This is a genomic window from Luteithermobacter gelatinilyticus, from assembly GCF_005849285.1.
Classification (GTDB): Bacteria; Pseudomonadota; Alphaproteobacteria; order Sphingomonadales; family Emcibacteraceae; genus Luteithermobacter; species Luteithermobacter gelatinilyticus.
Window position 1 is genome coordinate 209,545 of the sequence record NZ_CP040517.1, and the last position, 26,940, is coordinate 236,484.

The window sequence follows — 26,940 nt, forward strand, 5'->3', positions numbered from 1 at the left end:
AAAACAGGATATGCCATGACGGATCAGAAAGACCTGCAAAAGGATTATGCGGCGGCCCAGTTCGGCGGACAGCTGTTGCCCGGCCGGTGGCCGGCGCTCATTCTGGTTGATTTTGTCATGGCGTATTTTGATCCCAAATCGCCGCTTTATGCCGGTGTGGAAAGTGCACTTGAAAGTGCAAAACGTCTTCTTGAAGCCGCGCGCAAGGCTGGGATACCTATCCTCTTTACCAATGTGAACTACAGCCCTGGCGGAAAGGACGGCGGTGTTTTTTACCGCAAGGTCGGTGCGCTGAAATGTTTCGAGCGGGGCAATCCGCTGGGCGCATTCCCGCCGAACCTGCACCCGGGGGAGGGGGAACTGGTGATTTCCAAACACTATGCCAGCGCCTTTTTTGGCACATCTCTTTCCTCTACGCTTACGGCTCTCGCGGTGGATACGCTGATTATCACGGGGCTGTCCACGTCGGGCTGCGTGCGGGCCACGGCCGTGGATGCGTGTCAGCACGGCTTTGTGCCATTAGTGGTGCGCGAGGCGGTGGGCGACCGTGATAGCCGGCCTCATGAAGCCAGTCTGTTTGATTTGCAGGCCAAATATGCCGAAGTGGTCTCGGAAGCCTTTGTCATGTCCTATCTGGCCCGTGACGTTTCATGACGGCCCGCCGCAGCGGGCTATTTTTTCCTTTGTATTATAAGCGCCTTGTGCAAAATAAAGGGAGTAACAGATTGGATGCTCAAGGAGGCGCGCGTGGGTACGGTCTGCCAAAACTGCTTGGCCCGAAACAGCCCGTTGTGTTCTGCTCTTGCTGGAGACAGGATTGAGGAGCTTTTTGCCATTGGCCACCGGGTCAGCGTCGAGGAAGGCGGCTATCTGTTGCATGAAGAAGACCCCTCCACTTATGTTTATAATATCTCGTCCGGGGTTTCCACACTGGAACGGCTGGCCAGTGACGGGCGTCGCCAGATAATGGCCTTTGTCTATCCGGGTGATTTTGTCGGCATTACTTCGGGGGCATTCTATAGTGTTAGCGGCCGCGCCCTGACGCCGCTGACGGCATGCCGGTGGCATGTACGCGATCTTGAAGGTCTGTACAAAAAATATCCCGCGCTGGAACAGCGGATTCATGAAATCGCCTCTAGGGTGCTGGCAGCGACCATGGATCAGCTGTTTGTCTTGGGGCGCAAGAATGCGGTGGAAAAAATCGCCTATTTCTTATTGTTTATTGACATGAAGCAGGAAAAGTTTGACGGCCATACCGACAGTTTTGCGCTGCCCATGTCGCGGGTGGATATTGCCGATTATCTGGGGATTACAGTGGAAACTGTTAGCCGGACTATTTCGACCCTGAAAAGGCTAGGGCTTATCGAAGTGTCGCAGTCCTGGATGGTGAACCTAAAAGATAAGGAACGTCTGCGGGACATTGCCGAGCATTACGGACCGGTTCGTTAGCGCGAATTGATGACTGCGTCATCTATCCCATTTTAGGTTTTAATTCCGGATAGCCTGCGTCATCAACACAGTTTTATATTTTGTTTTTGGTTGTCGCTGTCTCTGATTTTGACATTGAGGATGACAATGAGTTTTCGGGCTATGGCGATGATGACGACGAAGGGAGACATGTCATTACAATTCACTCTAATGTGGGGCCACCGCCGGGGGATCTCAAGAGACCGGGACCGCCTGCAGCGCTTCCCGGCCTGAAGTTTGAGTGTGGTTATATAATGTGGCGTTCTGCGAGTGCCTTGATGTCCTTTTCCGACAGGTTCAGCAGGTTCCGGTAAATGTCATCATTATGCTGTCCCAGCGCCGGTCCGGCCCACCGGACCTGGCCTGGTGTTCTGGAAAATTTCGGAAACACGTTCTGCATTTTGAGATTTTTGAACTGGGGGTGCGCCACCTTGATGATGGCTTCCCGGGCCTTGAAATGGGGATCTTCTAGCATGTCCGGCGCACGATAGATTTTCCCTTGGGGGATGTTGTATTCGTCCAACCGTGCCATCAGTTCCTCAGCAGTGAGGGTGGCGGTCCATGCGGCCACAAGCTCATCCAGTTCGGCCTGGTTTTCCCCACGGGCGGAATGGGTGCTGTAGCGGGCGTCCTCTGCCAGCTCCGGCCTGTTCATGGCAGCGGCTAGGCGCTTGAAGACCGTATCCTGATTGGCGGCAATGAGAATCATATGGCCGTCGCTGGTGGGATAGACATTCGACGGCGCCACATTTGGGAGAATCGCGCCGGAGCGTTCTCGGATATATCCGGCTTCCACATATTCGCTCACCAGGGATTCCATCATGGCAAGCACTGCTTCGTAGATGGCCGAGTCGATGACCTGGCCTTCGCCAGTCTGATGACGATGATGTAGCGCCGCCAGCGCCCCGAGGCAGGCAAATGTAGCCGCCAGTTCGTCGCCGATGGAAATACCCATGCGGCTGGGTGGGCTGGACGGATCGCCCACGACATACCGCAACCCCCCCATGGCTTCACCAATGGCGCCGTAACCGGGGCGTGAGGAATAGGGGCCGTTCTGGCCGAACCCGGAAACCCTGACCATGATCAGGCCGGGGTTGACTTTTTTCAGGTCCTCATAGCCCAGTCCCCATTTTTCCATGGTTCCAGGGCGGAAATTTTCAATCAGAATATCTGATTTGGCCACAAGGTCGCGAACGATCTGCTGACCTTCTTCGGTTCTCAGATTAAGCGTGATGGATTTTTTGTTGCGCGCAATGACCGGCCACCATAATGACAGGCCATGAGGTTTTTCCCGGCCCCATTCCCGCATAGGATCCCCGGTTCCGGGTTGCTCTACCTTGATCACTTCTGCGCCGAAATCGCCCATGATCTGACCGCAAAAGGGACCCGCCAGAAGCTGCCCCATCTCAATGACACGAATGCCTTTCAGGGGGCCTGTGGGATAATTTTCGTTGTTTTCACTCATGCTCAGTCAATCCATTTTGCAAAGTAATAATGATATAATGATATATTATCTTGCTATTATAGTCCATCTTTGTATAAAATAAATCCGCTATTTCTGAAATTATGCAGGCAGGGCGGTATGAAACGCAAAATTAATATTCTGGAGGTGTCCCCACGGGATGGCCTGCAAAGTGAAAAGACGATTGTCTCGACCGAAAATAAGCTGGCGCTGATCAAGCGCGCCATTGCAGCGGGGCTAAAACGCATTGAAGTGACCAGTTTCGTCAATCCGAAACGTGTGCCACAAATGGCCGATGCGGAGGAGCTGGTCAGGGCCCTGCCGCGCAGGGATGATGTCAGCTATGCGGGGTTGGTGCTGAATTATCGGGGATTTGAGAGGGCGCGGGCGTTGAACATTGACGAGGTGGGCTGCGTAGTGGTGGCGTCCGAAACTTTCAATCGGCGCAATCAGGGGGCGGAAATCCGTCAGACCCTGAAGGACTGGAAACGTCTTGCCGAAGATGCCCACGCCGCAGGGATCAAACCCCAGATGACCATCGCCGCCTCCTTTGGCTGCCCCTATGAGGGCGAGGTTCCGGTGCAGCAAGTCATTAATATTGCCAAAGAGATAGCAGAAAGCCGACCCGCGGAAATTGCGCTTGCCGATACTATCGGCGTTGCGGGGCCAAGTCAGGTTACCGACCTGGTCGCAGCCCTGAAAGCGGAACTTCCGGATATTCCCTTGCGGTGCCATTTCCATAACAGCCGCAACACCGGCATTGCCAATGCTTATGCAGCGGTGATGGCGGGGGTTGAAACGCTGGATGCCAGCATCGGGGGCATTGGCGGCTGTCCCTTTGCGCCCAATGCGACGGGCAATATCGCCACCGATGATCTGCTGTATATGTTGAACCGCATGGGTGTCGAAGCCGGGGTGGATCTGGAGAAAATCATTGAAACGTCGTTATGGCTGGAAACAGTGTTGGACAAACCCGTGCCCTCGCAGGTGGCCAAGTCGGGCATTTTTCCGCCTGTGGCGCAACCATAATCATGAATGACTGGATGGAATTGAGGAACAGAATATGGACTATCGTTTAGGTGTGGATGTCGGGGGGACCTTTACCGACCTATTATTGATAGAAGATGACACCGGCCGCACATATCGCAGCAAAGTACCCTCAACGCCCGACGATCCGTCTCAAGCGGTCTTGAGGGGGACGAAGAAAATTTGCGATATGGCAGGAATTGCGCCCAGCGACCTGTCGCTTTTCATGCATGGGACAACCGTGGCGACCAACGCCATACTGGAAGGCAAGTTTGCCCGGGTGGGCCTGATTGTTACGGACGGGTATCGTCAGATTCTCCAGGTGGCCCGTTCTTTGGTGCCGGGCGGTCTTGCCGCCTGGATTGTCTGGCCCAAACCCGAGCCGCTGGCGCCACTGGAATCCACTATCGAGGTCAAGGAACGTTTGGATGCGCAGGGAAATATTGTCGAATCCCTGGACGAGGCGGGACTGCGAGAGAAAATCCGGGTTCTTAAAGAAGAAAATGTCGAGGCCGTGACCGTCTGCCTGATCAATTCTTTTGCAAACAATATTCATGAAAAACGGGTGGAAGAAATCGTCAAGCAGGAAATGCCGGGCATTCCGGTGTCCATTTCTTCGGACATCCTGCCGGAAAAACAGGAATATGAGCGGGCGCTTACTACCGTTGCCAATTCAGCGGTGCGCCCGACCGTGGCCCGGTATGTCCAGAACCTGCGTAAGGAGTTGCGCGGTCAGAATATGAACGGACAGATTAATCTTCTGCGTTCCGATGGCGGCCTGATGTCGTCTGAAAAAGCCGAAGAGCTTCCGGTATCTCTGTTGATGAGTGGTCCCGCCGGCGGGGTTGCCGGGGCGGTATGGGTCGCAAAACATGCCGGTTTTGAGAATATTCTGACTTTGGACATGGGAGGAACCTCCACCGATGTATCCCTGATTGAGAATGGAGTGCCGCGGCTCACCCGGGATACGGTGGTCGGGGATCTGACGGTGCGCACTTCCTCGTTGGACGTGAAAACGGTGGGCGCTGGCGGTGGTTCGATTGCCCATGTGCCGGAACTGACCCAGGCGTTGCGGGTCGGGCCGGAAAGTGCCGGTGCCGTGCCGGGACCCGCCTGTTACGGCCGGGGTGGAGACCTGCCGACGGTGACCGATGCCAATGTGGTTCTGGGATATTTACCGGATACCCTTTTGGGCGGCGAGATGAAACTGGATGTGGAGGCATCCGTTAAGGCGGTGCAGAAGATTGCCGATGCGTTGGGGATTGGCCTGCGGGAAGCCGCGGCGGGCATTATCGACATTGTGAATGAGAATATGTTCGGGGCCATCCGTCTGGTGTCCGTGCAACAGGGATATGACAGTAGGGACTTTGCCCTGATGGCGTTTGGCGGCGGCGGGCCGCTTCAGGCCAACGCCATTGCCAAGCTGGCGCAGTCCTGGCCGGTGATTATTCCCAATGCGCCAGGGGTGTTGTGTGCCTATGGTGATGCGACAACGCGGATGCGTGCCGAAACGGCCCGCAGCTTTTCCAGCCGTCTGGATACGGCGGAGGGGGCGGAACTGGAAGAAAACCTGAACCAGATGGCCGCTGAAGTGGGGGCGGAACTGGCGGTGCAGGGCGTGCCGCGCGATGAACAGGAAGTACAGTTCGAGGCCGGCCTGCGGTACCAGGGACAGGGATTCGAAGTGGTGCTGCCCTTTGAACGACAAGGATTCGCCGAACGCGGTCTGGATTTGCTGGCGGAAGCTTTTCACAAGGAGCATGAAAAACTGTTTACTTTCCGGCTCGACGCACCCATCGAGCTGGTCAATCTCAGGGTGACGGTGCTGGGCCGGGCAGCCAATGTCAAGGCCGGACTGATTGAGATCGGCGACGGTAACCCGGAAGCCGCCATTGTCCGGACCACCCGGGTCTGGATGGATAATGAGGAAAAGGAGGCCATCATTTATGACCGCGGCAAATTAAAAGCCAAAGATAGGATCATGGGGCCCGCCATCATCACCGAAATGGATTCAACCACATTGGTGCTGAGTGAGCATGTGGCGGATATTGATACCTACGGCAATATTCTCATCAATCCGGCCAGCTAAGGAGGTTACAATGGTTGCAAAAATTATTGAAGAAAACACAACCCCTTTCAAGACGGTGGAGGTTGACCCGATTACGCTGGATCTCATTGAGAATGCACTGAAAAACGCTCGCCATGAGATGGATGCAACATTATTCCGGACGGCCATGTCGCCGGGCATTCGCGAACAGGGTGATGCCTTTCCACTGATTGCCGATCATCACGGCCTGATGCTTGCCGGACAATTCGGCTCCTTTATTCAGGGGTTTCTGGATGGTTTTGATGGTGAAATTGAAGAAGGAGATGTGTTCTGGTTGTCGGATCCTTATTCCTGCGACGGAGCGATCAGCCACGCCAATGACTGGTTGGTTTTGATGCCGATCTATCGGGAGGGGAAACTGGTCGGGTGGGGGGCCATGTTCGGTCATATGACCGATGTGGGGGGCATGGTGCCGGGATCCCTGCCCACCAATGCCACCTCTATTTTTCAGGAGGGGGTCCGTGTGCCGCCTGTGAAACTGTACCGGAAAGGCGTGCGTCAGGACGATCTTCTCAAGGTGGTTCTGCATCAATGTCGGATGCCGGACTGGGCCGGAGCTGATCTGAATGCAATTGTGGCGGCCTGTCGCATGGCAGAACGGCGGGTTCTGGAAATGTGTGACCGTTTTGGAGTGGATACTTATGTATCGGCTACGGACAAGCTTCTGGCCCGCAATAAAAAGGCCATGGCGCATCTGATTGAAACCTCTATTGGTGCGGAAAAAGTGTCCTTTGAGGATTACGTGTGTGACGACGGACGCGGTTACGGGCCGTATAAGATCAAATGCACCATGTGGCGGAAAGACGGCAAAGTCATTCTCGACTGGGAAGGCACTGATCCCCAATCTGAAAGTTCCATCAATTTCTATCTCAATGAAAACATGCTGAAAATGTTTTTCGGCATTTATATGATCATGGTGTTCGATCCGCAGATCCTATTCAATGATGGCTTTTACGATTTGGTAGAGGTCCGCATTCCCGAAGGTTCGCTGCTGAAGCCGAAATTCCCGGCGGCACTCAGCTGCCGGACTCATGCCCTGGGCCGGATTTTTGACGCCCTGGGGGCATTGCTGGGGCAGCGACAGCCGGAATTTCTCAATGCGGCCGGCTTCTCCTCCAGCCCGCATCTGATGTATTCCGGTTATGACAAGGACGGAGAATGGTTCCAGCTGTTCCAGATCGGTTTTGGGGGCATTCCGGGTCGCCCCTTTGGCGATGGTCCGGACGGTCATTCCCTATGGCCGGGGTTTACCAATGTACCCAATGAATTTCTGGAAGCCTATTTCCCGCTGCGCATTGAACGTTATGAAACCATTCCGGATTCGGGCGGTGCCGGTCTGCACCGGGGCGGCAATGGCATTTCCATCCATTACCGTTTTCTGGAAAAAGGCACGATTGCCATTCATGACGACCGCTGGTTTACCTATCCCTGGGGCGTGAACGGGGGGGCGCCGGGCCTGCGGTCGACCAAAAAGCTGATCCGCGCCAACGGGGAGACGGAGATGTTGCCATCGAAATGCGACGGGGTCATTGTCAATCGGGATGATATTCTGATTTACAATACCTGGGGCGGGGGAGGCTGGGGCAACCCGTTGCAGCGGGACGCGGAGCTTGTGGCCCTGGAGGTGAAACGGGGGCTGGTGACTCGGGAGGGCGCCCAGGCTTATGGGGTTGTCTTGCGGGATGATTGGAGTGTGGACCAGGACGCGACGGCGGCGCTGCGCGCGCAAATGGCCCCGCAAATTGCCGCTATTCAGGTGTTCAACAGCGGTCCACCGCTGGAAGAGTTGCGGGCACGATGTCTTGAGGAAACGGGGTTGGAACCCCCGATCCAGCCGGTTTGGGATGAACACCGGGCCTGAAAATTAACAGAGTTTTGGAAAAAGGGGAGGCCTGATGATATCCGGTTTTTTTGTTCAAGAAAAAATTTGTAAAAAATAGATCATAGGAGCACCGGCAATGTTTAATCCGTGCTCTAGGGGCGGTTTATGTGTGGCTTGACAATGAATAACTTGTTGAAATCCGTAGGGGGAATAGTCCGGTTTGCCGGTCGGAGGCAATTTTTGAGACTGATCTTTCCAGCCCTGATTGGAGGGGGGATTTTTTGCACCGCCAATGCGCAGGCAGGCCCGGAGCGCCGGCCAGAAGACGAATTGGTCAAACTGACCGTGGGGGCGTTTGCCGCGCCAGGCTCCCCGTGGGATGTGGACTGGCAGACCTTTCGGCGGAATCTGATGGTCCACGAAGGGATGGGACCCGAATTCAGGGTCAAGCTGTTGATCCGCGGCGAGGCTGGGGGAGAGCCGATCACCATGACCAATATCCGGCGCAACCGGATGCAGTTTGGCGGATTTACCATTGGCGGCGCATCCGCGGTGGTGCCGGAACTTTCCATGCTGCTTTCCCCTTATGTTTTTGAGAATACCGACGAACTCGACTATGTGATGGATCATTACATGCTGGATGTTTTTCAGCCCTTGTTTGCCGAGAAGGGGTTGGTGCTGATCCGCTGGGTGGATGTGGGCTGGCTTAGCATGTATGGCAAGAAGCCGATCCGCCGGCCCCAGGATGCGAAAGGGTATCGCCTGCGCTCACAGGCCTCGGAAGCCGCGCAGGTCATGATGGAATCCTTGAACGGCGATTTGCTCCAGATGGAATTTCAGGATGTGGTGCCGTCACTGCAAACCGGCCTGATTGAGGGAGGAGAGACCAATGTGGTGCTCTACAGCGTGACCGGCCTTGCCAGTGAAGCCCCGCATCTGATGCTGACCCGCCATGCCTATGATACCGGTGTCATCGTGGCGAATAAAAAGTGGTTCGATAGCCTGAGCCCTCGCGCACAGGAAAGATTGCGCCGGGCTTTCCCAACGTCAGAGGAGGCCCGGGCGGGCGTGAGAAAAATGACGGCATCGCTGCTGGCGATGCTGAGAAAAAATCCTGATGTGACCGTGCATGACCTCACCGTGGAGGAACGGGCTGCCTGGATCGAGGCAACCCGGGACAATCATAAACGCATCATTGCAGAAATCGGAGGGCAGGCGAAAAGGGTGTATGAGGCCATGATCGCCGGTCGGGATGCCTATCGCAACGCCCGACGCAACGCGGGGGGCGGACAATGATGAGTGCAGCAGGGTTTTTGAACAGGATATACCAGTTTGAACGCCTCGTGGCGGTGTTGTCCTTCCTGGTGATGACATTAGTGATCATTGCCGATGTGATCAGCCGGAAGACGGTCGGGGTTGGCATTGCCGGCGCGCCGCGGGTGGCGGTCTATGCCATGATTGTCACCGCCTTTATCAGTTTCGGTCTGGCGTCACACAAGGGGCGGCATCTGCGGCCGAAATTTGCCGACAGGGTTCTGCCCGGCTCCTGGAACACCTGGATCGTCCGGGTGCAGGAGGGGCTGATGGCGATCTTCTGCCTGGTGTTTGCCGTCGTCGCCGTGCAGGTGGTGTATGAGACTTATCTGTTGCAGGAAACCTCTCGCATGTTGCGTATTGTGATCTGGCCGATGCAGGCGGTGATTCCCCTGGCATTCGGTCTTGGGTTTATCCGCCATGGACTTTACGCCCTTGATCCTTCGATCCGGCCCCAGGAAAACAGGACCCCCCGCTTGCAGAAGGAAACCGGCAAATGATTATGGGCCTTTTTGTGTTGGCGATTGTTGCCGGTTTGCTGCTGCGCCAGCGGATCGTGGTTATTCTGGGTTTCGTATCGGCCTGGTGTTATCTGGTGTGGGGGGACGGCAAGCTCAATTATGTCATTCTGGATTTGTGGGCGGCGGCGGATCAAGAAGTGCTGCTGTCCATCCCGCTGTTTATATTGGCAGGCAATATCATGTCTACGGGAAGTATTGCCGAGCGGCTGATTACCATTATGCGGGTGGCTACGGCCCCTGTTCCCGGAGGGCTGGCCATTGCCACTATTCTGTCCTGCGCCTTTTTTGCCGCCATCTCCGGGTCGTCGACCGTGACCCTGATTGCCGTGGGGTCGATCATGTATCCGGCGCTGACCAGGGCCGGCTATTCCCGATCGTTTGCCCTTGGCGCATTATGTGCGGCGGGCACTTTGGGCATTATTGTCCCGCCCAGCATTCCGCTGATCCTGTATGGGGTAATGACGGAAACATCCATTGCCGACCTGTTCAAGGCCGGCATTGGCCCGTCGATCCTGCTGACCCTGATGATGGCGGGATATGCCTTACTCAGGAACCGGGCCATTCACCGGAACAAAACGGATTTCTGTGAACTGGCCATGGCGCTGAAAAAAGGCGGTTTTGCGCTTTTTATGCCTTTTCTTATTCTGGGAGGCATATATGCGGGATTGTTTACGGCCACGGAATCGGCGGCGGTGGCGGTTTTTTATGCGGTTTTGGTGGAAATGCTGATCCACCGGGAAATGAAATGGGCACAGCTGGAAGGGGTTGTTGTTGAAACAGCCACCATGTTGGGGTCGTTAATGCCCATGCTGATGATGGCGTTGTCCATCAATACCTTCCTGACCTATGAACAGATCCCGCATACATTGGTGCAGATTATCGAAAATCTGGTCACGGATCAGACTTCTTTCCTACTGCTGACGCTGGTGGGGCTGATCATTGTTGGCTGTTTTGTGGATATCGGGTCAGCCATCCTGATTCTGGCGCCTCTTCTGGCACCGCTGGCGGTGGCGCAGGGCGTGGACTTGATCCATTTCGGCATCATGATGATTGTCAATCTGGAGCTGGGCTATCTGACGCCGCCCTTGGGTCTGAACCTGATTGTTGCGATGGGAGCGTTTCGGGAGGATTTCTGGGTCATCGCCAAGGCGGTGTTGCCTTTTCTTCTGCTGATGTTTGTGGGGCTTCTGGTGGTGACCTTCTGGCCGGCATTGTCGCTGTTCTTGTTAAGATGAACCAAGGAAAAAACATGTCCGTGTTATGCAGCAGGCAGATTCGATTAAAAACCCGCCCTGCGGGGATCCCGGCGGCGGATCATTTTGAGCTGGTCGAATGTGACATGCCGGCGCCCGGGATTGGTGAGATCCTGTGTAAGACTCTTTATCTGTCCCTTGACCCCTATATGCGGGGTCAGATCAGTGGCCGCCATATTTCGGGCACGATCGATCCGGGCGACTTGATGCGGGGAGAAACCGTGTCTGAAGTGGTGGTGTCCAATAGTCCCGATTTCGAGGCCGGGGAGCTTGTGTGCCATTATGGCGGTTGGCAGACATATTCGCTCACCACTGCCGAGGGGGTGTCCAGAGTGGATGCGCGCCTCAGGCCGGCATCGCTGGCGCTCGGCATCATGGGCATGCCGGGGCTTACGGCCTATGCCGGGCTGTTTTACCTGGCGGAAGTGAAACCGCGTGATGTGGTTCTGGTGTCGGCAGCATCGGGGGCGGTAGGCTCCTTGGTGGGGCAGATGGCAAAAATTCAGGGTTGTCGCGTCATTGGCATTGCTGGATCTGAAGAAAAATGCGCCTGGCTGCGGCAGGTGGCGGGCTTTGACGGTTGCATCAATTATAAAACGCAACCACTATCGGATGCCCTTCGGCAGGAATGTCCCGACGGTGTTGATGTTTATTTTGATAATGTCGGCGGCGCGATACTGGATGCTGCTATGGACCAGCTTGCCATCGGGGCGCGGGTGGTTCTCTGCGGGTTGATGGCGCAATATAATACCGATAACGTGTTACCGGGACCGACCCCGGCCACCATCATCAGGTCCCGTGCGACAGTGCGCGGCCTGGTGGTGTATGACCATTTCGATAAACAACAGGAATTTCTAGACCGGGTACTCCCTTGGCTGGAGGCTGGTAAAATCAAATATCGGGAGGACGTATCGTGCGGGTTGGCACAGGCGCCGGCCGCCTTCGCCCGTCTGATGCAGGGCCGGAACTTCGGCAAAACCATCATAAAGGTTGCCTGAGGGATCTTTCAACTCCCGGGAAGAACAGCATCGCATATCAGGCGGTGCTTTTTTTATATAGGTCCTTGTCACTATGGAGCTTCTTTTATAGAGGCCCCCTTTGTATGTGGATGCTTGGTATGCGGATGCTTCTGGACTGCACATGGTTTTCCGGTAGGGCTGTTTCGTCTTATAAATATTATTGACATAATAATATAACTTTATATTATTAAGGGCATTATTTCATCAACAGACAAACTTAATCAATAACTGGATCAATAAGGGGAGTGAAAAGTTGAAACAAACCTCAGTCTTGCTGTCATCGGTTGCTCTGGGATTGCTTGTCACGTTCCCAAGTCTTATTCCGATACACGCTGCTACGGCAGAAGAAGAAAAAGAAGCCGCCATTTTTGAAGAAATCGTGGTCACCGCCCGTAAACGTGAAGAAAGTCTGCAGGAAACGCCTCTGGCCATTACGGCCTTTACGTCGGAGGGGCTGGAAAAGGCGAATATCAAAAATCTTGTGGATATCGCGGACTTTACGCCGGGCTTCAGTTTTGCCTCGGCTTTCGGGCGGCAGGGAGATCGGCCGGTAATCCGGGGCATGTCCAGCATCCAAGGCGGGGCAAATGCCTCTGTCTTTGTGGACGGGGTGTTTGTTACGGGATCCAGCCAGTCGATCCTTTTGGATAACCTGGAACGGGTTGAGGTGATCAAGGGGCCGCAAAGCGCCCTGTATGGCCGGGCTACCTTTGGCGGGGCGGTAAACTACATTACCCGCCGCCCGACTGAAGAATTGGGCGGGCGGATCTCGGCGACGGCGGCGGAATATGACAATTTCGAATTTTCCGGTTTTCTGAGCGGCCCGTTCATGAAGGACAAAATATATTTTGACATAGGGGCAAAATATTACACTTTCGGCGGGGATTACGAAAACAGTTTCCCCGGCCTGGAGGGGGAGAAAGTCGGGGCAGAGGAAACCTATACGGTTAACGGTACCCTGCTGTTTTATCCGGCAGCAGGGCTTGAAGTTATCGTCCGGGCCAATTATTCCGAAGATGATGACGGGCATTATGCCATCGCCCTTCAGGGGGCCGAGGCCAATAACTGTTTTCTTGGGGTGGCGCGGGAATATTTCTGTGGTGATGTGCCAATCCCGGAGGGCGGCCCCCGCTTGGAAACAAATTTTTTTGAGGACACGTCCGGCATTCGCCGGGAAACCTGGCGCACCAGCCTGACCCTGAATCTGGATATTGGGGGTCATCAATTGACCTCCATTACGGCATATGCCGACCGGAACGTTAGGACGATACAGGACCAAACTTTCGGCGGGACGGATCGTCATCCCTTCGGATTCCGTTTCGGTTTCATCACGGATGAAAAAGACAGCCTGGAAGATGTCGCGCAAGAGCTGCGTTTGATCTCCCCAGCCGAAAATGCCTTTCGCTATATAGTCGGGGGCTATTATTACAAACAGACCACCGAGGAGGTTTCGAGAGGATCCGACGGTCCGCCGGATGCCGATTTCGGTTTTGACGGGAAAACCGAAGTGCGCAACTATGCTCTGTTCGGGCAGGTGGAATATGATGTTAGCGAAAAGCTGACGGTCAGTGCCGAATTGCGCTATGCGGAAGATAAGCTGGAGGTGCTGACGGCTGACATAGAGACCTTCGAGGAAACCTATACCTCATGGACTCCGCGTTTTACTCTTGATTATCAGGCCAGCGAGGATGTGCTGTTTTATGGGGTGGTTTCCCGAGGGAATAAACCAGGCGGTTTTAATACGAATTCGGGACTTGACCCTGATCTGATCCCTATTGAGGAAGAAAATCTATGGAACTATGAAATTGGCATGAAGTCGGTCTGGATGGACAACCGTCTATTACTGAATTTGGCAGCCTATTACCTTGACTGGTCCGACCAGCAACTGACCCAGAATATCCTGATCAACAACAATCCGGATTCCATCACGGTTAATGTGGGTAAAACAGAAACCTATGGCTTTGAAGCCGAACTTAAATTCGCGCTTAGCCGGGAGTTGTCCGTGGAGGTGATTTATGCCTTTACCCATCCGGAAATCCAGAATTTTGATTTGTCCGGGGACCGTTTTAACGAAGCGGAACAATTGGGGTTTAAGAACGGCATTGTCAAGGGCACCTTTACGCCCCAGTCGCCGAAACACACCCTCACGCTCAGCGGTGAATATCGCACGGGACTGGGGAGCAGCGATCTCGAATTTTTTGCCCGGACGGATTATATTTATTCCTCCACCCGTTATGCCCAGGTCTTTAACCTGGCCGGGACGGGGGATCGTCATATTGTCAATCTGCGGACTGGTGTCGAAAATGACCGCTACCGTATTTCTCTGTGGGCGAAAAACCTGTTTGACAATGACACGCCCACATCCATTCTGCGTTATGTTGACGTGCCGAGTTTCTTTCAAAAAAGAGCGTTTGCCGTCAGCCTGCCCCGAAAACAGCAGTTTGGTATTACGGGAAGCGTGAGATTCTGAGCCCGGGCAATGGGCCTTCCTGAGGGGGCCAGAATTTTTGGGCTAGAATTTTTGGGCTAGAATTTTGGGGCCGGGATGTTTCCCGGCCTTTTCTTGTCTCTGCGGGGCAAATGACATTTGTCATTTCCTGACACGAGCCAGTCTGGCTTACTCAGAGTGAAGCGTGATGAGATTGACGCAATTCACTCTGGATCACTCTAGGGGTTCGGGCTTACAGGGGTTGAGAAAACAATGGCGTTTGCAAAACCGGTCTGGGTTCCGGGGCAGGAAAAGAAAATCGGTTTTGTCTTGTTTCTGGCCACATTAAGTGGATTGTCACCTTTTGCAATGGCCATTGTGGTTCCGTCCCTTCCCGGGCTCGCTCATATTTTTCAGCTTGAATATGATTCCCTGCAATATGCGGTCTCGGCGTATTTGTTGGGTATCGGGTTGTCCCAGCCGGTCCACGGTTTTTTATGTGACCGATACGGGCGTCGCCCCGTGCTGCTGTTCAGTCTACTGCTTTTTGTCCTGGCAAGTTTGGGGTGTGTGATTGTCGAGAACTGGTTCCTGCTTGTGACCATGCGTTTCATGCAGGCCATCGGTGTGGGCGTCGGCACCGTCACCAGCCGGGCAATAGTCACCGATGTGTCAAGCCGTCAGCATGCTGCCCAGACTCTGTCCTATATCGCCATGGCGATGGGGATCGGCCCGATCATAGCACCGGTACTTGGCGGGTATCTGGATGTGACCTTTGGCTGGCAGAGTAGTTTTCTGTTTAGTGGGGTGGTGGGCGCTGTGGTGTTGCTGTTTGCCTGGGCCCGGCTGGCGGAAACCAGGCCGGACGCTGTCAGGGTAACTGGGGGATCGTTCGGGCAGGTATTACGGCAGTACCTGGGTCTGCTGCGGTCCCCGGTTTTCATGGGATATACACTGGTTTTCGGCTTTTGCCAGGGAACCTTTTTTGCGTTCCTGCCGGTGGCGCCGCAGGTATTCGAAACTAGGTTCCGGATCGGCGCAGAGCTTTTTGGGGTTTACTGGGGCATCTTGTCCTTTTCTTATATGCTCGGTGCTTTTTTCAGCGGCAGGCTGATGCGGACCTTTGATCTGGACGCCACTCTTTTTGCGGGCTGTTCCGGTTTATTCGTGTCCACCCTCATTCTGTTTCTGGCTGCCCTGTATGGTTCTGTGACGTTCATGGTGCTCCTCTCCACGATCACTGTGGGAATGTTTTTTTCAGGCATTGCCAGTCCTTTGGCGCTGACCGGTTCTGTTAGTCACAATCCGGAGATGGCCGGTGCCGCCTCGGGCCTGTCCAGTTCACTGGGCATGGGGGTGGGGGCGCTGTTTTCGATTTTGACAGGACATCTGTTTGACGGCACAGAGGGCCCTATGATCCGGTTGATGGGAATGGCGGTAACGGGCGTCATGATGGCGCTTTTTATGAGCCGGAACAGAGGGGCAAAGGCAGGATGAACAAGATTCTGCTTTCCTTATAAGATATAATATTATATCATTAATGTTATTTTGAAAATAAAACGGTTTTGTGCCGTATAGGAGATAAAATGAAGATGACGCAGAAGATTAGGGGAGTAGTCCGGGGGATGATCTTGGGCGTTTGCCTTACTGGCAGTGCGGTTGCCGCGGATAATGTTGACCTGACGACTCCTGAGGGGGCGATTGTGGCCAACCGCAAGATTCAGTGTTCCACCATTGATAACAGACCTGTGTTTTATACGTGGCAGGGATCGGCTTTTTCCCGCAGACGCGGGGAGGCCGACCAGTTGTTGTTCAAAGTGTCTGGCATGAATGTGCGCCAGTGTGTGACGATCAGGGATGAAAAGCGTGGTGAGGGGTATCGTCTGGTGAGCCGGGAAATCATGATTTATCTTGATCCCAGAACCGGCAAGATTATGGACAGGTGGCGTAATCCCTTTCTGGGTCGGGATGTGGACGTGATGCATGTGGCTAATGATCCGGTCAATCAGCCGCCCAGTTTCCCCTACTCCGCATCCGCAAAGCCGGTGGCGCGCTGGTATGGTACGGAAATCACCGGGTCCTGGTTCATGAACCTGACTATTCCGCTTTTTTACCATAATGTATTGCAGGGGGAGTATCAGAAATATGTTGGCGGGGCCTATCATGCCGCCGAGATGTTTAATTTCATGGGGGAAACCGCAAACCTGATTGATGGCCGCAAAGACACCGCCGCGGTAAAGGTGGGATGGGTCCGTGTGTCCGAATGGTTGCCCTGGATGGAAATGCAGGGTCGGGAGGGGCTGGTCTATGTCCATGCCGCAGGCAAGAAACTGAATGGGTATGAAGACCTGTCACCAGAACTCAAAGAGTATATCGAGACTCGGGCTCCGGCCTATAAGGTGCCGCCTCCCGGCGATGACACACGCCCCAACGCTACAACCTGGACCGTGTTCAAGGAGCAGACCAGACCTGAAAAACTGCCCCGCGGCGGGTACCGGTAATCCCCGGGGGCTTTGGAAGAGCTATGAAATGTGAAAAGCCTATGAAAGACGTGCAGGAAAATGGCCGCGCAGACCTTGTTTGAAAAACTCTGGACTGCTCACACCGTCGCCGACCTCGGGGGCGGGGCTGCGCTGATCTATATTGACCGCATTTTTCTGCATGAACGAACGGGCAGCATCGCTTTGATCAGTCTTGCCGAGGCGGGGCGGCGTGTTGCGACCCCGGGAAAGGTGTTCTGTACGATGGACCACATTGTCGATACGTTCCCAGGACGGGGGGACGAGACGCGCATGCCCGGCGGCCGGGATTTCATCCGGATGACCCGGAAAGCCGCATGGGCGGCGGGAATCAAGTTGTTTGACATCGGAATGGAACAACAGGGTATCGTCCATGTCATCTCCCCGGAGCAGGGCATCGTACTGCCGGGACTGACACTGGTTTGCCCGGACAGCCACACCTGCACCCAGGGAGCCTTCGGGGCTCTGGCATGGGGGATCGGCTCGACAGAGGCGGAACATGCGCTGGCGACCAATACCCTGCGCCTGAAAAAACCAAAATCCATGCGTGTGAAGTTCGACGGAGACGTGCCCAGGGGCGTGACGGCCAAGGACATGATTTTGCATTTGATCGGGACATATGGTGCCGGTGGCGGCAACGGTTATGTGGTGGAATTTACCGGTGCGGCCGTCCGCCAGCTTTCCATGGAAGGCCGGATGACCTTATGTAACATGGCAGTGGAATTTGGTGCCTTTACGGGGCTTATCGCTCCGGATGAGGTGACACTATCCTATCTTAAAGGGCGGCCTTATGCGCCGCAGGGAGAAAAATGGCCGCAGGCCGTGCGCGCCTGGCGGGAGCTGGTGACGGATGAGGAAGCCGTTTTCGACAGGGAAATCGTTGTCGAGGCATCCGCCATCCGCCCCACGGTGACCTGGGGCACCAGCCCGCAGCATTGCGTCGCCATCGACGACACCGTGCCGGATCCGAAAAGTTTTAAGGACAACGACACGCGCTTGGCCGCCGAAAAGGCCCAGAAATACATGGGGCTGGTGCCGGGGCAGAAAATGACCGATCTTGCCATTGATGGCGCGTTTATCGGCTCCTGCACCAACAGCCGCCTGTCAGATCTGAGACGGGCGGCGGAGGTGCTCAGGGGCCGGAAGGTGGCCGAAGGGGTGCGGGCCATCTGTGTGCCCGGTTCAACCCGGGTGAAGCAGGAAGCGGAACGAGAGGGGTTGGACAAAATTTTTCAGGACGCTGGTTTTGAATGGCGTGAATCCGGGTGTTCCATGTGTTTTTATGCGGGTGGCGAAAGTTTCGGGTTTCAGGAGAGGGTGGTAACCAGCACCAACCGGAACTTTGAAAGCCGGCAGGGACCGCAGACCCGATCGCATCTGGCCAGTCCGGAAACCGTGGCCGCTTCGGCGGTGGCCGGGCATCTCTGTGATGCGGCGTCCCTACGGAAAAAGGAGGCATAATGGAACCTGTTCGGGAGTTGCTGGCCGTGGCCGTGCCGCTGATCCGCATCAATGTGGATACGGACGCCATCATTCCCTCGCGGGAAATGAAACGGGTTTCCAAAAAAGGGCTGAGCGCCGGGCTGTTTGCCGGCTGGCGTTACCGGGAGGTGAGCTGCCGGGAGCCCGATCCCGGCTTTATTCTTAATCACCCCGATTATGCTGAGGCCCGGATTCTGCTTTCCGGCGCAAATTTTGGTTGCGGATCGAGCCGGGAACATGCTGTGTGGGCGTTGCATGAATATGGGTTTCGGGTGATTGTCGCGCCGTCCTTCGGAACAATATTTTATAAAAACTGCATCCGCAACGGCCTTCTGCCCATAGAGCTGGAGGAAAAGGCGATCCGGTATTTGGCGGAAACGGTGCGAAAGGATCCGAAAAGAAACAGGCTATGGGTGAGTCTGCCAGCGCAGAAGATCGGTCTTCCGGGCGACAGGATGTTCGCCTTCTCTATCGCCCCGCAGGACAAGCTGATGCTTCTGGAAGGGCTGGATGCCATTGACCTGACCCTGAAACAACAGGCCGACATAGAAAAGTTCCAAGCCAGGGATCGGCGCGCCCGGCCCTGGGCCTACCTGGGCCTATTTGTAAAACTTTTCGCGGGATGGAGCCCGTCAGAAGAACTGGGTGACCCCGAGAAAACCACAAATCAGGATAAACAACCATAGCAGGAGCGCCTGCTGAGAGGCTTTGCGGCGGGTCATGCGGATGATGTTTTCGGCTTCCCGTGACGGCCCGCCCTCCCGCAGCATCATGAATCCTCTGGCCCAGGCGCCGACCTGTATTCTCAGCAGCAGCCCCAGCAGAATAATGCCGCCAAAGAAAAGAAGCTTCACGGCAAGCCAAGGGGGCATGCCTTCTGATGCGCCCACCAGACCGTAAAGCCCGTAGCCTGTTATGAGAACTAGCATGACATAGCGGATAAGAAGGTCAATCCGGCGCAACTTCTCCCCAATGGGGTGGCCCTCCTGCAGATACACTGCCCAGGTCAGGGCCAGCCAGGCCAGCCCCACGGCCCAGATCAGGACAAGCGGTGTTGCGGACAGGTCCGCCATGTCCAGATTGGCGGCCATGTGAAAGCCCACGGGCAGCATCAGAATTAGTGCTGTGCGGGGCGCCATGTCCAGCTTCAGTGCCAGATGCAAAAAATCCAGTCTTTCTTTCAGGGGCAGGGCGGGATCGGAAACCCGGTTTGCTGCCAGATAAACGCCGAGATCCCCGCCCAGCCAATATCCCATCAGGATGATATGAATGAAGGTCAGAACGTTGTGGCTGTCGATCATCGGGCTTCGCCTTGTGTTCAGATCACGTTTTTTCTCGCCAGGCGGGCAATGCAGTCCGTCTGGGTTGTCATGAAATGGGTTCTGTCAGGAATTCTGTGATGGCCCTTGTCGTTCAACAGGGTGTTGGCTTTCTGGCTACCGAGGGTGGCGTAGCTTTCGGCGAAAAGCTCGAACCTCTGGCGGGCCAGAAAATTGCCCATGCCGGGCCGGCGGCGATAACGGCGCAGGGCGTTAAGATCAATGGCGCCATATGCTGTCATGGTCTCGCCCCAGCCGGATTCCGCCAGCGTCTGTCCCTGGTAGTCAATCAGGGCGGAGCGTCCGTCTGTTGCGGCGCAGGGCAATTCATGTCCCCGGATTGTGCCGGCATTGGCGGAAATCACATAGGCCATATTTTCCAGCGCCCGCGCCTTGCGGGCAATATTTTTCGGCGTATTGGTCATGTTGCCCATCTCCCCGGTGGAATGGAGGAAAATTTCTGCACCGCGCATGGCGAGACAGCGGACGATTTCAGGATACAGGATTTCTTCGGAGGCGATGGCGGCCAGCGCGCCGATCTCGGTTCGGGCGACCGGGAAAACCCCTTCCAGGCCATAGAGGTCCAGATATTTATCCCAGACGTCATGTGGCGTTGGCGCAAACATGGAATTCAACCGCCGGTAACGCAGGATCACGTCCCCGGACGGGGCAATGATAAAACAGCTCTGGAAATAAAGGCCGGGAAAATGATCGTCCAGTTCATAGGCATTTCCGGCAAGATAGATTTTGTTATCCTGCGCGATCCGGCCCAGGGCCTCATATTCCGGGCCATCCGTGCGAATGCTTGCTTTTTGCGCCCATCCCTCAATGGTATCGCCCAAGGGGTAGGCGGTCAGGAAATATTCCGGCAGTACGAACAGTTTCGTATCCGGGCCGATAAAACGTTTGCTGGCCGGGATTTCCCGGGCCAGCCGATTGAGGGTGCGGGTTATGACCTCTGCTGCCTCCGCCTGGCTCTGACAGCCGTTCACGGCGTCTACGGCGGTTTGCAGCGCAATGGCGTAATAGGTGGGACCCAGGAGTTTCTGATCTTCAGTCATGCGACAAACCTTTGTCTAGTTCATGAGGGTGTTTCATGGGGCTGTAATTCGATATGGGCAAGATGGTCGAATTCTGTCGGCCACAGGAAGTCGGGGGTCGTGTGCAGATATTTTGCGGTATTTTCCCGGCCGTTGATGGAGTCCGTTAGTGTCCAGTTTGTCTCTTCAAGCAGTTCCTTGAGTGAGCTTTTCGAAAATCCCGTCAGCAGGGGTTCCCCATGTTTTTCGGTAAACTCAAAAAACACTTTAATACTCTTTTTTAAAACCGGATCGGTGACAAGGAAAGTGTCGTCAAACAGCCGTTCATCCATGTAATCAAAGGTCATATGGCTGCCCGGTGCCAGAATCCGGTCCAACGCTTTCAGGGTCTCAAGGATATCAGATTTTCTCAGGTAATAGGTCATTCCCATCCAGGAAACATAGACGGGCCGGCTCAGCTCAATGGTTGACCCGGATAACACGTCGGCAATGCTGTCCCGGGAAAAATCAATCGGGATGAAATGATGTTGATGAGGAGAGCGCAATTGCCGGGCCGCCAAGCGTTGCTGTTTGGTCGCCTGGGTGTTGGGATGGTCCAATTCATAAATGGCGAGGGTTTCCGGCAGTGCCGCGAATTTCAGTGCAAAGGCATCCAGTCCCGCCCCGAGAACGAGAACCTGGCGGATGCCCTGACGATAGGCGTTGTGGAAGTATTCTTCGGCATAGCGGGCCCGGGACAGGATCGTCAGGGAAGCTCCAAGCCGTCTGAGGAAATATTTTTCCATGATCAGCCGGCGCAAGAAGGGTGTTTTGACGATAAAGCGGAATAATGGGCTGGTCAGGTCAATTGCAAAGGGGTCTTCATGCAAAACCTTTTCCGGGCGATATTGATAGGTTGCCCGGATGGCGGCGGCAAAATCCGCGGTGTGGCTTGCCCTGTCCGCTTTCATGGGCGTTTACCGGGCTTCAATCAATTCGATCAGTTCCCCCGCTGCGCCGATGCAGCAGGCGGACCGGCGGCCCTCATAAGGGGGTGTGCCCAGTCTGAGGGGAGGGCTGATAAACGGGGCTTTCACCCTGTCCAGATCTTCCACAATATAGCTGGTCATGGCAATGCCGGGCGGCAGCAGGCCCTCCTTACCGGGGCGTATGGTGGTGCCCTCGGGATACTGGTCAATTTCATTATTGACGATCCGGCCGACACAGGTCATGGACAGATAATGCGGGGTCTCCTCGGGAAGATTGAAGGCGTCGTTGATTACGCCGTATTTGACATGATAGGTATTGCCCTGCGACCAGCCGAAATGATCCAGGTAGAAATCAACCGCCTTTTGCACATCTGGGGCGGCAAGGATCATAATAAAGATATGATCGACAAATGAACGGGCCATGGGCAGGTCATAATCCGGAAGATTGCCGCGTACCTGATTGAGGTAAAATACCTCATCTGCCAGTCCCACGGCCTGCATCGGATAAATCTTGTCGCTGAAATCAAGATATGTCGGATCACCGATGATTTTAAACGGGGATTCCTTCAGCCTGTCATTCAGCGCCTCCACATCCGTGACGGTAATTTCAATGGCATTCCATCCAAAGGTTTTTAGATATTCATAGTCGGGGACAGGCTCGTTTTCCACCAGCCGGATATAGACTTTTGTCCCGCTTTCCGGGCCCATGACGATCTGGCGTTTTCCTTCCATTTTCGAGGCGCCCCAGGCCCAGGCCTGTTCCGGGCTGACCGTTCCCTCATCGACCGTGATATATCCAAGATAATCCTGATAACTTCTGGCAGTGGCGTCGATGTGCGGGGCGCTCACCGTCGCGGCCTTGATCCGCCCCTCGCCATCTTCCCGGCAATCCTGTCTGATCATGTTTACATCCTTTGGGTTTGCATCCCTTGGCGTGTCCGGGAACGGCCTGACGATGATGCCTTCCGGATTTTGTAACGCCGCTACAGATCCCATGATTTCGTCGTTTATGAGCGGCGGCAATGACAAATATCATTTTGGCGGTATTAATCGTTGATATACTTCGACATGGTGATTTCGTACCGGCTTGTCCCCGAATAAGTCTGTCTCAGGCCCGCCTCAGGTTTGGATCAGGTCTGGTCCAGATGAGGTCCTGACTGGATGTGCCGGTTTTTGTCGTCAGTTGTATCGCCAGTTTTTTGGAAGGATGTTTCTGTGGATCATGATTTTAGCATTTTAAGGGAAAAACTGACAAACATCCTCGGCGGGGACAACCTGATCACCGATGCCCGGGAGTGCGCTTATTATTCGCAGGATGTCTACAGTGAAGCGCCCTATGTGACCAAGGCGGTGTTGCGTCCGGCCAATATCGGGGAACTGTCGGCAGCGGTCAGGGCTGTTACGGCGGCGCGGTTTGCCCTTTTTCCCCGTGGCGGGGGCATGTCCTATACCAGCGGTTATCTGCCGTCTCGGGAGCGGGCGGTCACGCTGGACCTGACCCGGATGGACCGGATCCTGGAAATTAATCTACAGGATATGTATATCACCGTGGAAGCCGGGTGTCGTTGGGTCGATATTTATCAGGCCTTGAAGGACAAAGGGGTGCGGCCGCCTTTCTGGGGCACGCTGTCGGGACTTTATGCCACAGTGGGCGGTGGGGTCAGTCAGAACAGTATCTTTTTCGGAACCGGTCTTTATGGGACGGCCGCGGATAGTGTGATCGGACTTCAGGTGGTCGGCGCGGACGGGGAAATCATTCGCACCGGCTCCGCTGCAGTTAAGGGGGGCACGGAATTCTTTCGCCATTACGGTCCGGATCTGACGGGCATTTTTACCGGCGATACCGGGGCGCTCGGAATCAAAGCGATTCTGACTCTGAAGCTGATCGCCAACCCGCCGCACCGTTGTTTTGGGTCTTTCTGCTTCGATCGTTATGAAGACATGTTGCCGGTGATGAGCGAAATTTCCCGATGCGGCTTGGCCAGCGAATGTTTCGGATTTGACCCTTATCTTCAGAAACAGCGGATGAAGAGGGAAAGCCTGAGCCGGGACCTCAAGAATTTGGGGGGGGTCATGCGGGCCAGCGGCGGCGTTATCGAGGCCTTTAAAAGGGGATCGAAATTGGCTATGGCCGGCCGCCGTTATATGAAAGATGTGAATTTTTCCTTCCATGTGACTACGGAAAATCGCCATAAAGCGGCGGCTGAGGGCGATCTTGAGTTGATCCGGAAGATTGTAACAGGGGCCGGGGGGCAGGAAATTGAGAACAGTATCCCCACCCTGATCAATGCCAATCCCTTCATGCCGGTGAACAACATGATCGGCCCCGAAGGCGAAAGATGGGTGCCGGTTCATGCCGTTGTCCCGCATTCCCGGGCTGTGACGTTGATGCGGGCCATGGAAGACCTGTTTTGCAACCATGCCGGCAAGATTGAACAATATGGCATCGGCATTGGCTATTTGCTGACCACCATAGGCCAGAGCGCGGTTTTGCTGGAACCGGTGTTTTTCTGGCCGGATGCGTTGAAGGAATTTCATCGCCGTCATGTGGAAAAACAGGTTCTCAAAACCATAAAAGAATTTCCGGAAAATCTAAAAATCCGGGAGTTCGTCCAACAGGTCCGCCAGCAGCTTACCCAGCTTTGTCTGGACCATGCGGCGGTGCATTTCCAGATTGGTAGAACCTATCTCTATAGCGAGGGGCTGGATTTAGGCAGTCTGGATTTAGTGCGGTCCATCAAACGGCATATGGATCCCTATGGGCTGATTAATCCTGGAGCTTTGGGGTTGGCCGGGTCAAAGGGGCCGGCAGGGAATGGATCCACCCCAGGAGAATGACGTGACGCAACAGGCACCGCAAACCCTTTATGACAAGATCTGGGAAAGCCATCTGGTCCGCACGGGTGATGACGGCAACTGTCTGATCTATATCGACCGTCATATCGTGCATGAGGTGACCAGCCCGCAGGCCTTTGAGGGCGTTAGGGAGGCGGGCCGGAAATTGCGGCGTCCGGAAACCATTTTGGCGGTGCCGGACCATAACGTGCCAACGTCCCCGGATCGAGTCATGCGGATCAGGGACCCGCAGTCCCGCCGACAACTGGATCTGCTGAAGAAAAATTGTGAAGCGTTCGGGGTCAACTATATTCCCATACAGGATATCCGCCAGGGCATTGTGCACCTTGTTGGCCCGGAACAGGGTTTCACCCTGCCGGGGACCACGGTGGTTTGCGGTGACAGCCATACTTCCACCCATGGGGCTTTCGGAGCGCTCGCATTCGGGATCGGCACCTCGGAAGTGGAACATGTCATGGCAACTCAAACCCTGGATTTGCGCCGGTCAAAGAATCTGAGAGTCACAGTGGAGGGGGAGCTGGGGATCGGGGTGACGCCAAAAGATGTTGCCCTGGCGATCATCGGAAAGCTGGGCACCGCCGGGGGCACCGGTCATGTTATCGAATATTGCGGCTCAACCATTCGCGCGTTCAGCATGGAAGGGCGTATGACGCTTTGCAATATGTCCATTGAAATGGGGGCCCGGGCCGGATTGGTGGCGCCGGATAAAAAAACTTTTGATTATCTCAGGGGACGTCCGTTGGCACCCAAGGGAGAGTTTTTTGATCAGGCGGTGGCCACATGGAAAACTCTGAAAAGTGATGCGGGGGCGCGCTATGACAAGGAAGTGTTTCTGAAAGCGGGAGACATCGAACCGCAGGTTACCTGGGGGACCAGCCCGCAGGATGTTCTGCCGATTGGGGGAGGTGTGCCGGATCCGGCGCAGGAGAGAGATGCGTCCCGGCAGGAGACGATTCGCCGGGCTCTCGATTATATGGGGCTAGAGCCGGGCATGTCGCTTCAGGATGTCCGGATTGACGTGGTGTTTATCGGCTCCTGCACCAACAGTCGCATTGAAGACATTCGCGCGGCGGCACACATCGCCCGAGGACGCCGTGTGGCCTCAGGGGTGCGGGCTCTTGTGGTGCCGGGATCGGGACTGGTCAAAAAACAGGCCGAAGATGAAGGACTGGACAAAATTTTGCGGGATGCCGGCTTTGAATGGCGGGAACCCGGCTGTTCCATGTGTCTGGCCATGAATGAAGATCGGCTATTGCCCGGGCAGAGATGTGCTTCCACCTCAAACCGTAATTTTGAGGGACGTCAGGGGCCCGGCGGCCGAACCCATCTGATGAGCCCGGCCATGGCCGCGGCTGCGGCCGTCACGGGGCATCTGACGGATGTGCGTCGGCTGATGAACGAGGACAGATAAGATGGATAAATTTGTTGCCCTAAAAGCCATCGCGGCGCCCTTGCCTCTTGAAAATGTGGACACGGATATGATTATTCCCCAGAAATTCCTGAAAACCATCGGGAAGTCGGGGCTGGGAGTGAATGCTTTTTACAACTTGCGCTATCACGGGAACGGCATGCCAAAAGAGGACTTTGTCCTGAATATACGCCCCTACCAGCAGGCGGAAATCCTGATTACCGGCGCCAATTTCGGGTGTGGGTCAAGCCGCGAGCATGCCCCCTGGGCCCTCAAGGATTTTGGCATTAAGGTGATTATCGCCTCCCACTTTGCCGATATTTTTTATGGTAATTGTTTTAAAAACGGCCTCCTGCCCATTGTTTTGCCGGATGACATCGTTAAGCATTTGATGTATCAGGTTCAGGACAAGGCCGCTGCGGTCTTGTCTGTGAACCTGCAACACCAGATTATCACTGACGTGGCCGGCCGTGATATCTCCTTCGATATTGATCCGTTTCGCAAACACTGCCTGCTCAATGGGCTGGATGAAATCGGCCTTACCTTGGAACAGGCACAGGATATTGAACAATTTGAAAAGATGCAGCGGACTCACCAGCCATGGCTATACCAGAACTGACATAGACAAGTCAGGGCATTGTGCGAGGTTGTCACACTGGCAATCCGCTGGTCCTGAGGGAGCTGTGGAGTCTTTCCAGCCCGTCAAGGCTGGTGCCGGATATTCCGGGAAGGTTGCAATTTTCCAAGGGAAATCACCTTTTGTCACCCGCCTCCAAAGAGTGGGCCCTGAAAAAGAAAAAGCGGGATCTGATCAATACACTGGACAGTCAGATTATTAAATGATATAAAGCTATGTCATTATATTAATAAAAAATGATTTATAACTTTACCGGGAGAGGATTATGGCCAGAACCCCCTACAGAGCCCCT

22 protein-coding genes are annotated in these 26,940 nt (G+C 54.9%); 17 read left to right on the forward strand and 5 right to left on the reverse strand.

Annotated features, from left to right (window positions below):
* Positions 1 to 15 precede the first annotated feature (15 nt).
* Positions 16 to 654, forward strand: a complete 639-nt coding sequence (locus FE788_RS00980; RefSeq protein ID WP_138378886.1) for an N-carbamoylsarcosine amidohydrolase — start codon at positions 16 to 18, stop codon at positions 652 to 654.
* A 75-nt stretch (positions 655 to 729) separates the two neighbouring features.
* A complete protein-coding gene (locus tag FE788_RS00985) occupies positions 730 to 1,449 on the forward strand; it encodes a Crp/Fnr family transcriptional regulator (RefSeq protein WP_138378887.1) in 720 nt (239 codons plus the stop codon).
* Between the two features lie 265 nt (positions 1,450 to 1,714).
* Here the strand turns inward: FE788_RS00985 and FE788_RS00990 are convergent, their stop codons facing one another.
* Complete coding sequence (locus FE788_RS00990) at positions 1,715 to 2,932, reverse strand: CaiB/BaiF CoA transferase family protein (protein WP_138378888.1); 1,218 nt, start codon at positions 2,930 to 2,932, stop codon at positions 1,715 to 1,717.
* 117 nt (positions 2,933 to 3,049) lie between these two features.
* Here FE788_RS00990 and FE788_RS00995 point away from each other — a divergent pair, with 117 nt between their 5' ends.
* From FE788_RS00995 to leuD (FE788_RS01050), 12 genes are all read left to right on the forward strand, one after another.
* A complete protein-coding gene (locus FE788_RS00995; protein WP_138378889.1) occupies positions 3,050 to 3,958 on the forward strand; it encodes a hydroxymethylglutaryl-CoA lyase in 909 nt (302 codons plus the stop codon).
* 34 nt (positions 3,959 to 3,992) lie between these two features.
* Positions 3,993 to 6,044, forward strand: a complete 2,052-nt coding sequence (locus tag FE788_RS01000; protein ID WP_138378890.1) for a hydantoinase/oxoprolinase family protein — start codon at positions 3,993 to 3,995, stop codon at positions 6,042 to 6,044.
* 10 nt (positions 6,045 to 6,054) lie between these two features.
* On the forward strand, positions 6,055 to 7,923 hold the full coding sequence (locus tag FE788_RS01005; RefSeq protein ID WP_138378891.1) for a hydantoinase B/oxoprolinase family protein: 1,869 nt from the start codon (positions 6,055 to 6,057) through the stop codon (positions 7,921 to 7,923).
* Between the two features lie 201 nt (positions 7,924 to 8,124).
* A complete protein-coding gene (locus tag FE788_RS01010) occupies positions 8,125 to 9,180 on the forward strand; it encodes a TRAP transporter substrate-binding protein (protein WP_168190206.1) in 1,056 nt (351 codons plus the stop codon).
* Entirely contained in the window at positions 9,177 to 9,698 is a 522-nt protein-coding gene (locus FE788_RS01015; RefSeq protein WP_138378893.1) for a TRAP transporter small permease, read from the forward strand. Before FE788_RS01010 ends, FE788_RS01015 begins: the two co-directional genes overlap by 4 nt.
* The gene (locus tag FE788_RS01020; protein WP_210414070.1) at positions 9,695 to 10,954 is read left to right on the forward strand and encodes a TRAP transporter large permease; all 1,260 of its coding nucleotides are present in this window, start codon (positions 9,695 to 9,697) and stop codon (positions 10,952 to 10,954) included. Before FE788_RS01015 ends, FE788_RS01020 begins: the two co-directional genes overlap by 4 nt.
* 14 nt (positions 10,955 to 10,968) lie before the next feature.
* Positions 10,969 to 11,970 (forward strand): NADP-dependent oxidoreductase, encoded by a 1,002-nt coding sequence (locus tag FE788_RS01025; RefSeq protein WP_210414071.1) that lies wholly within the window; start codon positions 10,969 to 10,971, stop codon positions 11,968 to 11,970.
* Between the two features lie 274 nt (positions 11,971 to 12,244).
* Positions 12,245 to 14,461, forward strand: a complete 2,217-nt coding sequence (locus FE788_RS01030) for a TonB-dependent receptor (protein WP_138378894.1) — start codon at positions 12,245 to 12,247, stop codon at positions 14,459 to 14,461.
* Positions 14,462 to 14,692: 231 nt separating this feature from the next.
* Complete coding sequence (locus tag FE788_RS01035; RefSeq protein ID WP_138378895.1) at positions 14,693 to 15,916, forward strand: multidrug effflux MFS transporter; 1,224 nt, start codon at positions 14,693 to 14,695, stop codon at positions 15,914 to 15,916.
* Between the two features lie 95 nt (positions 15,917 to 16,011).
* Positions 16,012 to 16,920: a DUF1838 family protein gene (locus FE788_RS01040; protein ID WP_210414072.1), complete on the forward strand. Its 909-nt coding sequence runs from the start codon at positions 16,012 to 16,014 to the stop codon at positions 16,918 to 16,920.
* Positions 16,921 to 16,980: 60 nt separating this feature from the next.
* Positions 16,981 to 18,399, forward strand: a complete 1,419-nt coding sequence (gene leuC, locus FE788_RS01045; protein WP_138378897.1) for a 3-isopropylmalate dehydratase large subunit — start codon at positions 16,981 to 16,983, stop codon at positions 18,397 to 18,399.
* On the forward strand, positions 18,399 to 19,106 hold the full coding sequence (gene leuD, locus FE788_RS01050; protein WP_138378898.1) for a 3-isopropylmalate dehydratase small subunit: 708 nt from the start codon (positions 18,399 to 18,401) through the stop codon (positions 19,104 to 19,106). Before leuC (FE788_RS01045) ends, leuD (FE788_RS01050) begins: the two co-directional genes overlap by 1 nt.
* On the opposite strand, the gene FE788_RS01055 is transcribed toward leuD (FE788_RS01050), so the two are convergent.
* From FE788_RS01055 to FE788_RS01070, 4 genes are read right to left on the reverse strand one after another with little or no spacing between them, the layout of a single operon-like run.
* Positions 19,053 to 19,721: a hypothetical protein gene (locus FE788_RS01055; RefSeq protein WP_138378899.1), complete on the reverse strand. Its 669-nt coding sequence runs from the start codon at positions 19,719 to 19,721 to the stop codon at positions 19,053 to 19,055. The genes leuD (FE788_RS01050) and FE788_RS01055 overlap by 54 nt on opposite strands.
* A gap of 17 nt (positions 19,722 to 19,738) precedes the next feature.
* Positions 19,739 to 20,800 carry a nitrilase-related carbon-nitrogen hydrolase gene (locus FE788_RS01060; protein WP_138378900.1) on the reverse strand — a complete coding sequence of 354 codons (1,062 nt, stop codon included), beginning with the start codon at positions 20,798 to 20,800 and terminating at the stop codon, positions 19,739 to 19,741.
* 20 nt (positions 20,801 to 20,820) lie between these two features.
* Positions 20,821 to 21,729: a class I SAM-dependent methyltransferase gene (locus FE788_RS01065; RefSeq protein ID WP_138378901.1), complete on the reverse strand. Its 909-nt coding sequence runs from the start codon at positions 21,727 to 21,729 to the stop codon at positions 20,821 to 20,823.
* Positions 21,730 to 21,735: 6 nt separating this feature from the next.
* Positions 21,736 to 22,650, reverse strand: a complete 915-nt coding sequence (locus FE788_RS01070) for a VOC family protein (protein WP_138378902.1) — start codon at positions 22,648 to 22,650, stop codon at positions 21,736 to 21,738.
* A 312-nt stretch (positions 22,651 to 22,962) separates the two neighbouring features.
* On the opposite strand from FE788_RS01070, the gene FE788_RS01075 reads away from it, so the two are divergent.
* From FE788_RS01075 to leuD (FE788_RS01085), 3 genes are read left to right on the forward strand one after another with little or no spacing between them, the layout of a single operon-like run.
* Positions 22,963 to 24,585, forward strand: a complete 1,623-nt coding sequence (locus FE788_RS01075; protein WP_210414073.1) for an FAD-binding oxidoreductase — start codon at positions 22,963 to 22,965, stop codon at positions 24,583 to 24,585.
* A gap of 1 nt (position 24,586) precedes the next feature.
* Positions 24,587 to 26,014, forward strand: coding sequence for a 3-isopropylmalate dehydratase large subunit (gene leuC / locus FE788_RS01080; protein WP_138378904.1), 1,428 nt, complete (start codon positions 24,587 to 24,589; stop codon positions 26,012 to 26,014).
* Position 26,015: 1 nt separating this feature from the next.
* A complete protein-coding gene (gene leuD, locus FE788_RS01085; protein WP_138378905.1) occupies positions 26,016 to 26,630 on the forward strand; it encodes a 3-isopropylmalate dehydratase small subunit in 615 nt (204 codons plus the stop codon).
* The last annotated feature ends 310 nt before the right edge of the window (positions 26,631 to 26,940 follow it).

Coding starts and splice junctions, on each gene's coding strand:
- FE788_RS00980 (WP_138378886.1), top strand. CDS start 16: ATGACGGATCAGAAAGACCTGCAAAAGGATTATGCGGCGGCCCAGTTC.
- FE788_RS00985 (WP_138378887.1), top strand. CDS start 730: ATGCTCAAGGAGGCGCGCGTGGGTACGGTCTGCCAAAACTGCTTGGCC.
- FE788_RS00990 (WP_138378888.1), bottom strand. CDS start 2,932: ATGAGTGAAAACAACGAAAATTATCCCACAGGCCCCCTGAAAGGCATT.
- FE788_RS00995 (WP_138378889.1), top strand. CDS start 3,050: ATGAAACGCAAAATTAATATTCTGGAGGTGTCCCCACGGGATGGCCTG.
- FE788_RS01000 (WP_138378890.1), top strand. CDS start 3,993: ATGGACTATCGTTTAGGTGTGGATGTCGGGGGGACCTTTACCGACCTA.
- FE788_RS01005 (WP_138378891.1), top strand. CDS start 6,055: ATGGTTGCAAAAATTATTGAAGAAAACACAACCCCTTTCAAGACGGTG.
- FE788_RS01015 (WP_138378893.1), top strand. CDS start 9,177: ATGATGAGTGCAGCAGGGTTTTTGAACAGGATATACCAGTTTGAACGC.
- FE788_RS01020 (WP_210414070.1), top strand. CDS start 9,695: ATGATTATGGGCCTTTTTGTGTTGGCGATTGTTGCCGGTTTGCTGCTG.
- FE788_RS01025 (WP_210414071.1), top strand. CDS start 10,969: ATGTCCGTGTTATGCAGCAGGCAGATTCGATTAAAAACCCGCCCTGCG.
- FE788_RS01035 (WP_138378895.1), top strand. CDS start 14,693: ATGGCGTTTGCAAAACCGGTCTGGGTTCCGGGGCAGGAAAAGAAAATC.
- FE788_RS01040 (WP_210414072.1), top strand. CDS start 16,012: ATGACGCAGAAGATTAGGGGAGTAGTCCGGGGGATGATCTTGGGCGTT.
- leuC (WP_138378897.1), top strand. CDS start 16,981: ATGGCCGCGCAGACCTTGTTTGAAAAACTCTGGACTGCTCACACCGTC.
- leuD (WP_138378898.1), top strand. CDS start 18,399: ATGGAACCTGTTCGGGAGTTGCTGGCCGTGGCCGTGCCGCTGATCCGC.
- FE788_RS01055 (WP_138378899.1), bottom strand. CDS start 19,721: ATGATCGACAGCCACAACGTTCTGACCTTCATTCATATCATCCTGATG.
- FE788_RS01060 (WP_138378900.1), bottom strand. CDS start 20,800: ATGACTGAAGATCAGAAACTCCTGGGTCCCACCTATTACGCCATTGCG.
- FE788_RS01065 (WP_138378901.1), bottom strand. CDS start 21,729: ATGAAAGCGGACAGGGCAAGCCACACCGCGGATTTTGCCGCCGCCATC.
- FE788_RS01070 (WP_138378902.1), bottom strand. CDS start 22,650: ATGATCAGACAGGATTGCCGGGAAGATGGCGAGGGGCGGATCAAGGCC.
- leuD (WP_138378905.1), top strand. CDS start 26,016: ATGGATAAATTTGTTGCCCTAAAAGCCATCGCGGCGCCCTTGCCTCTT.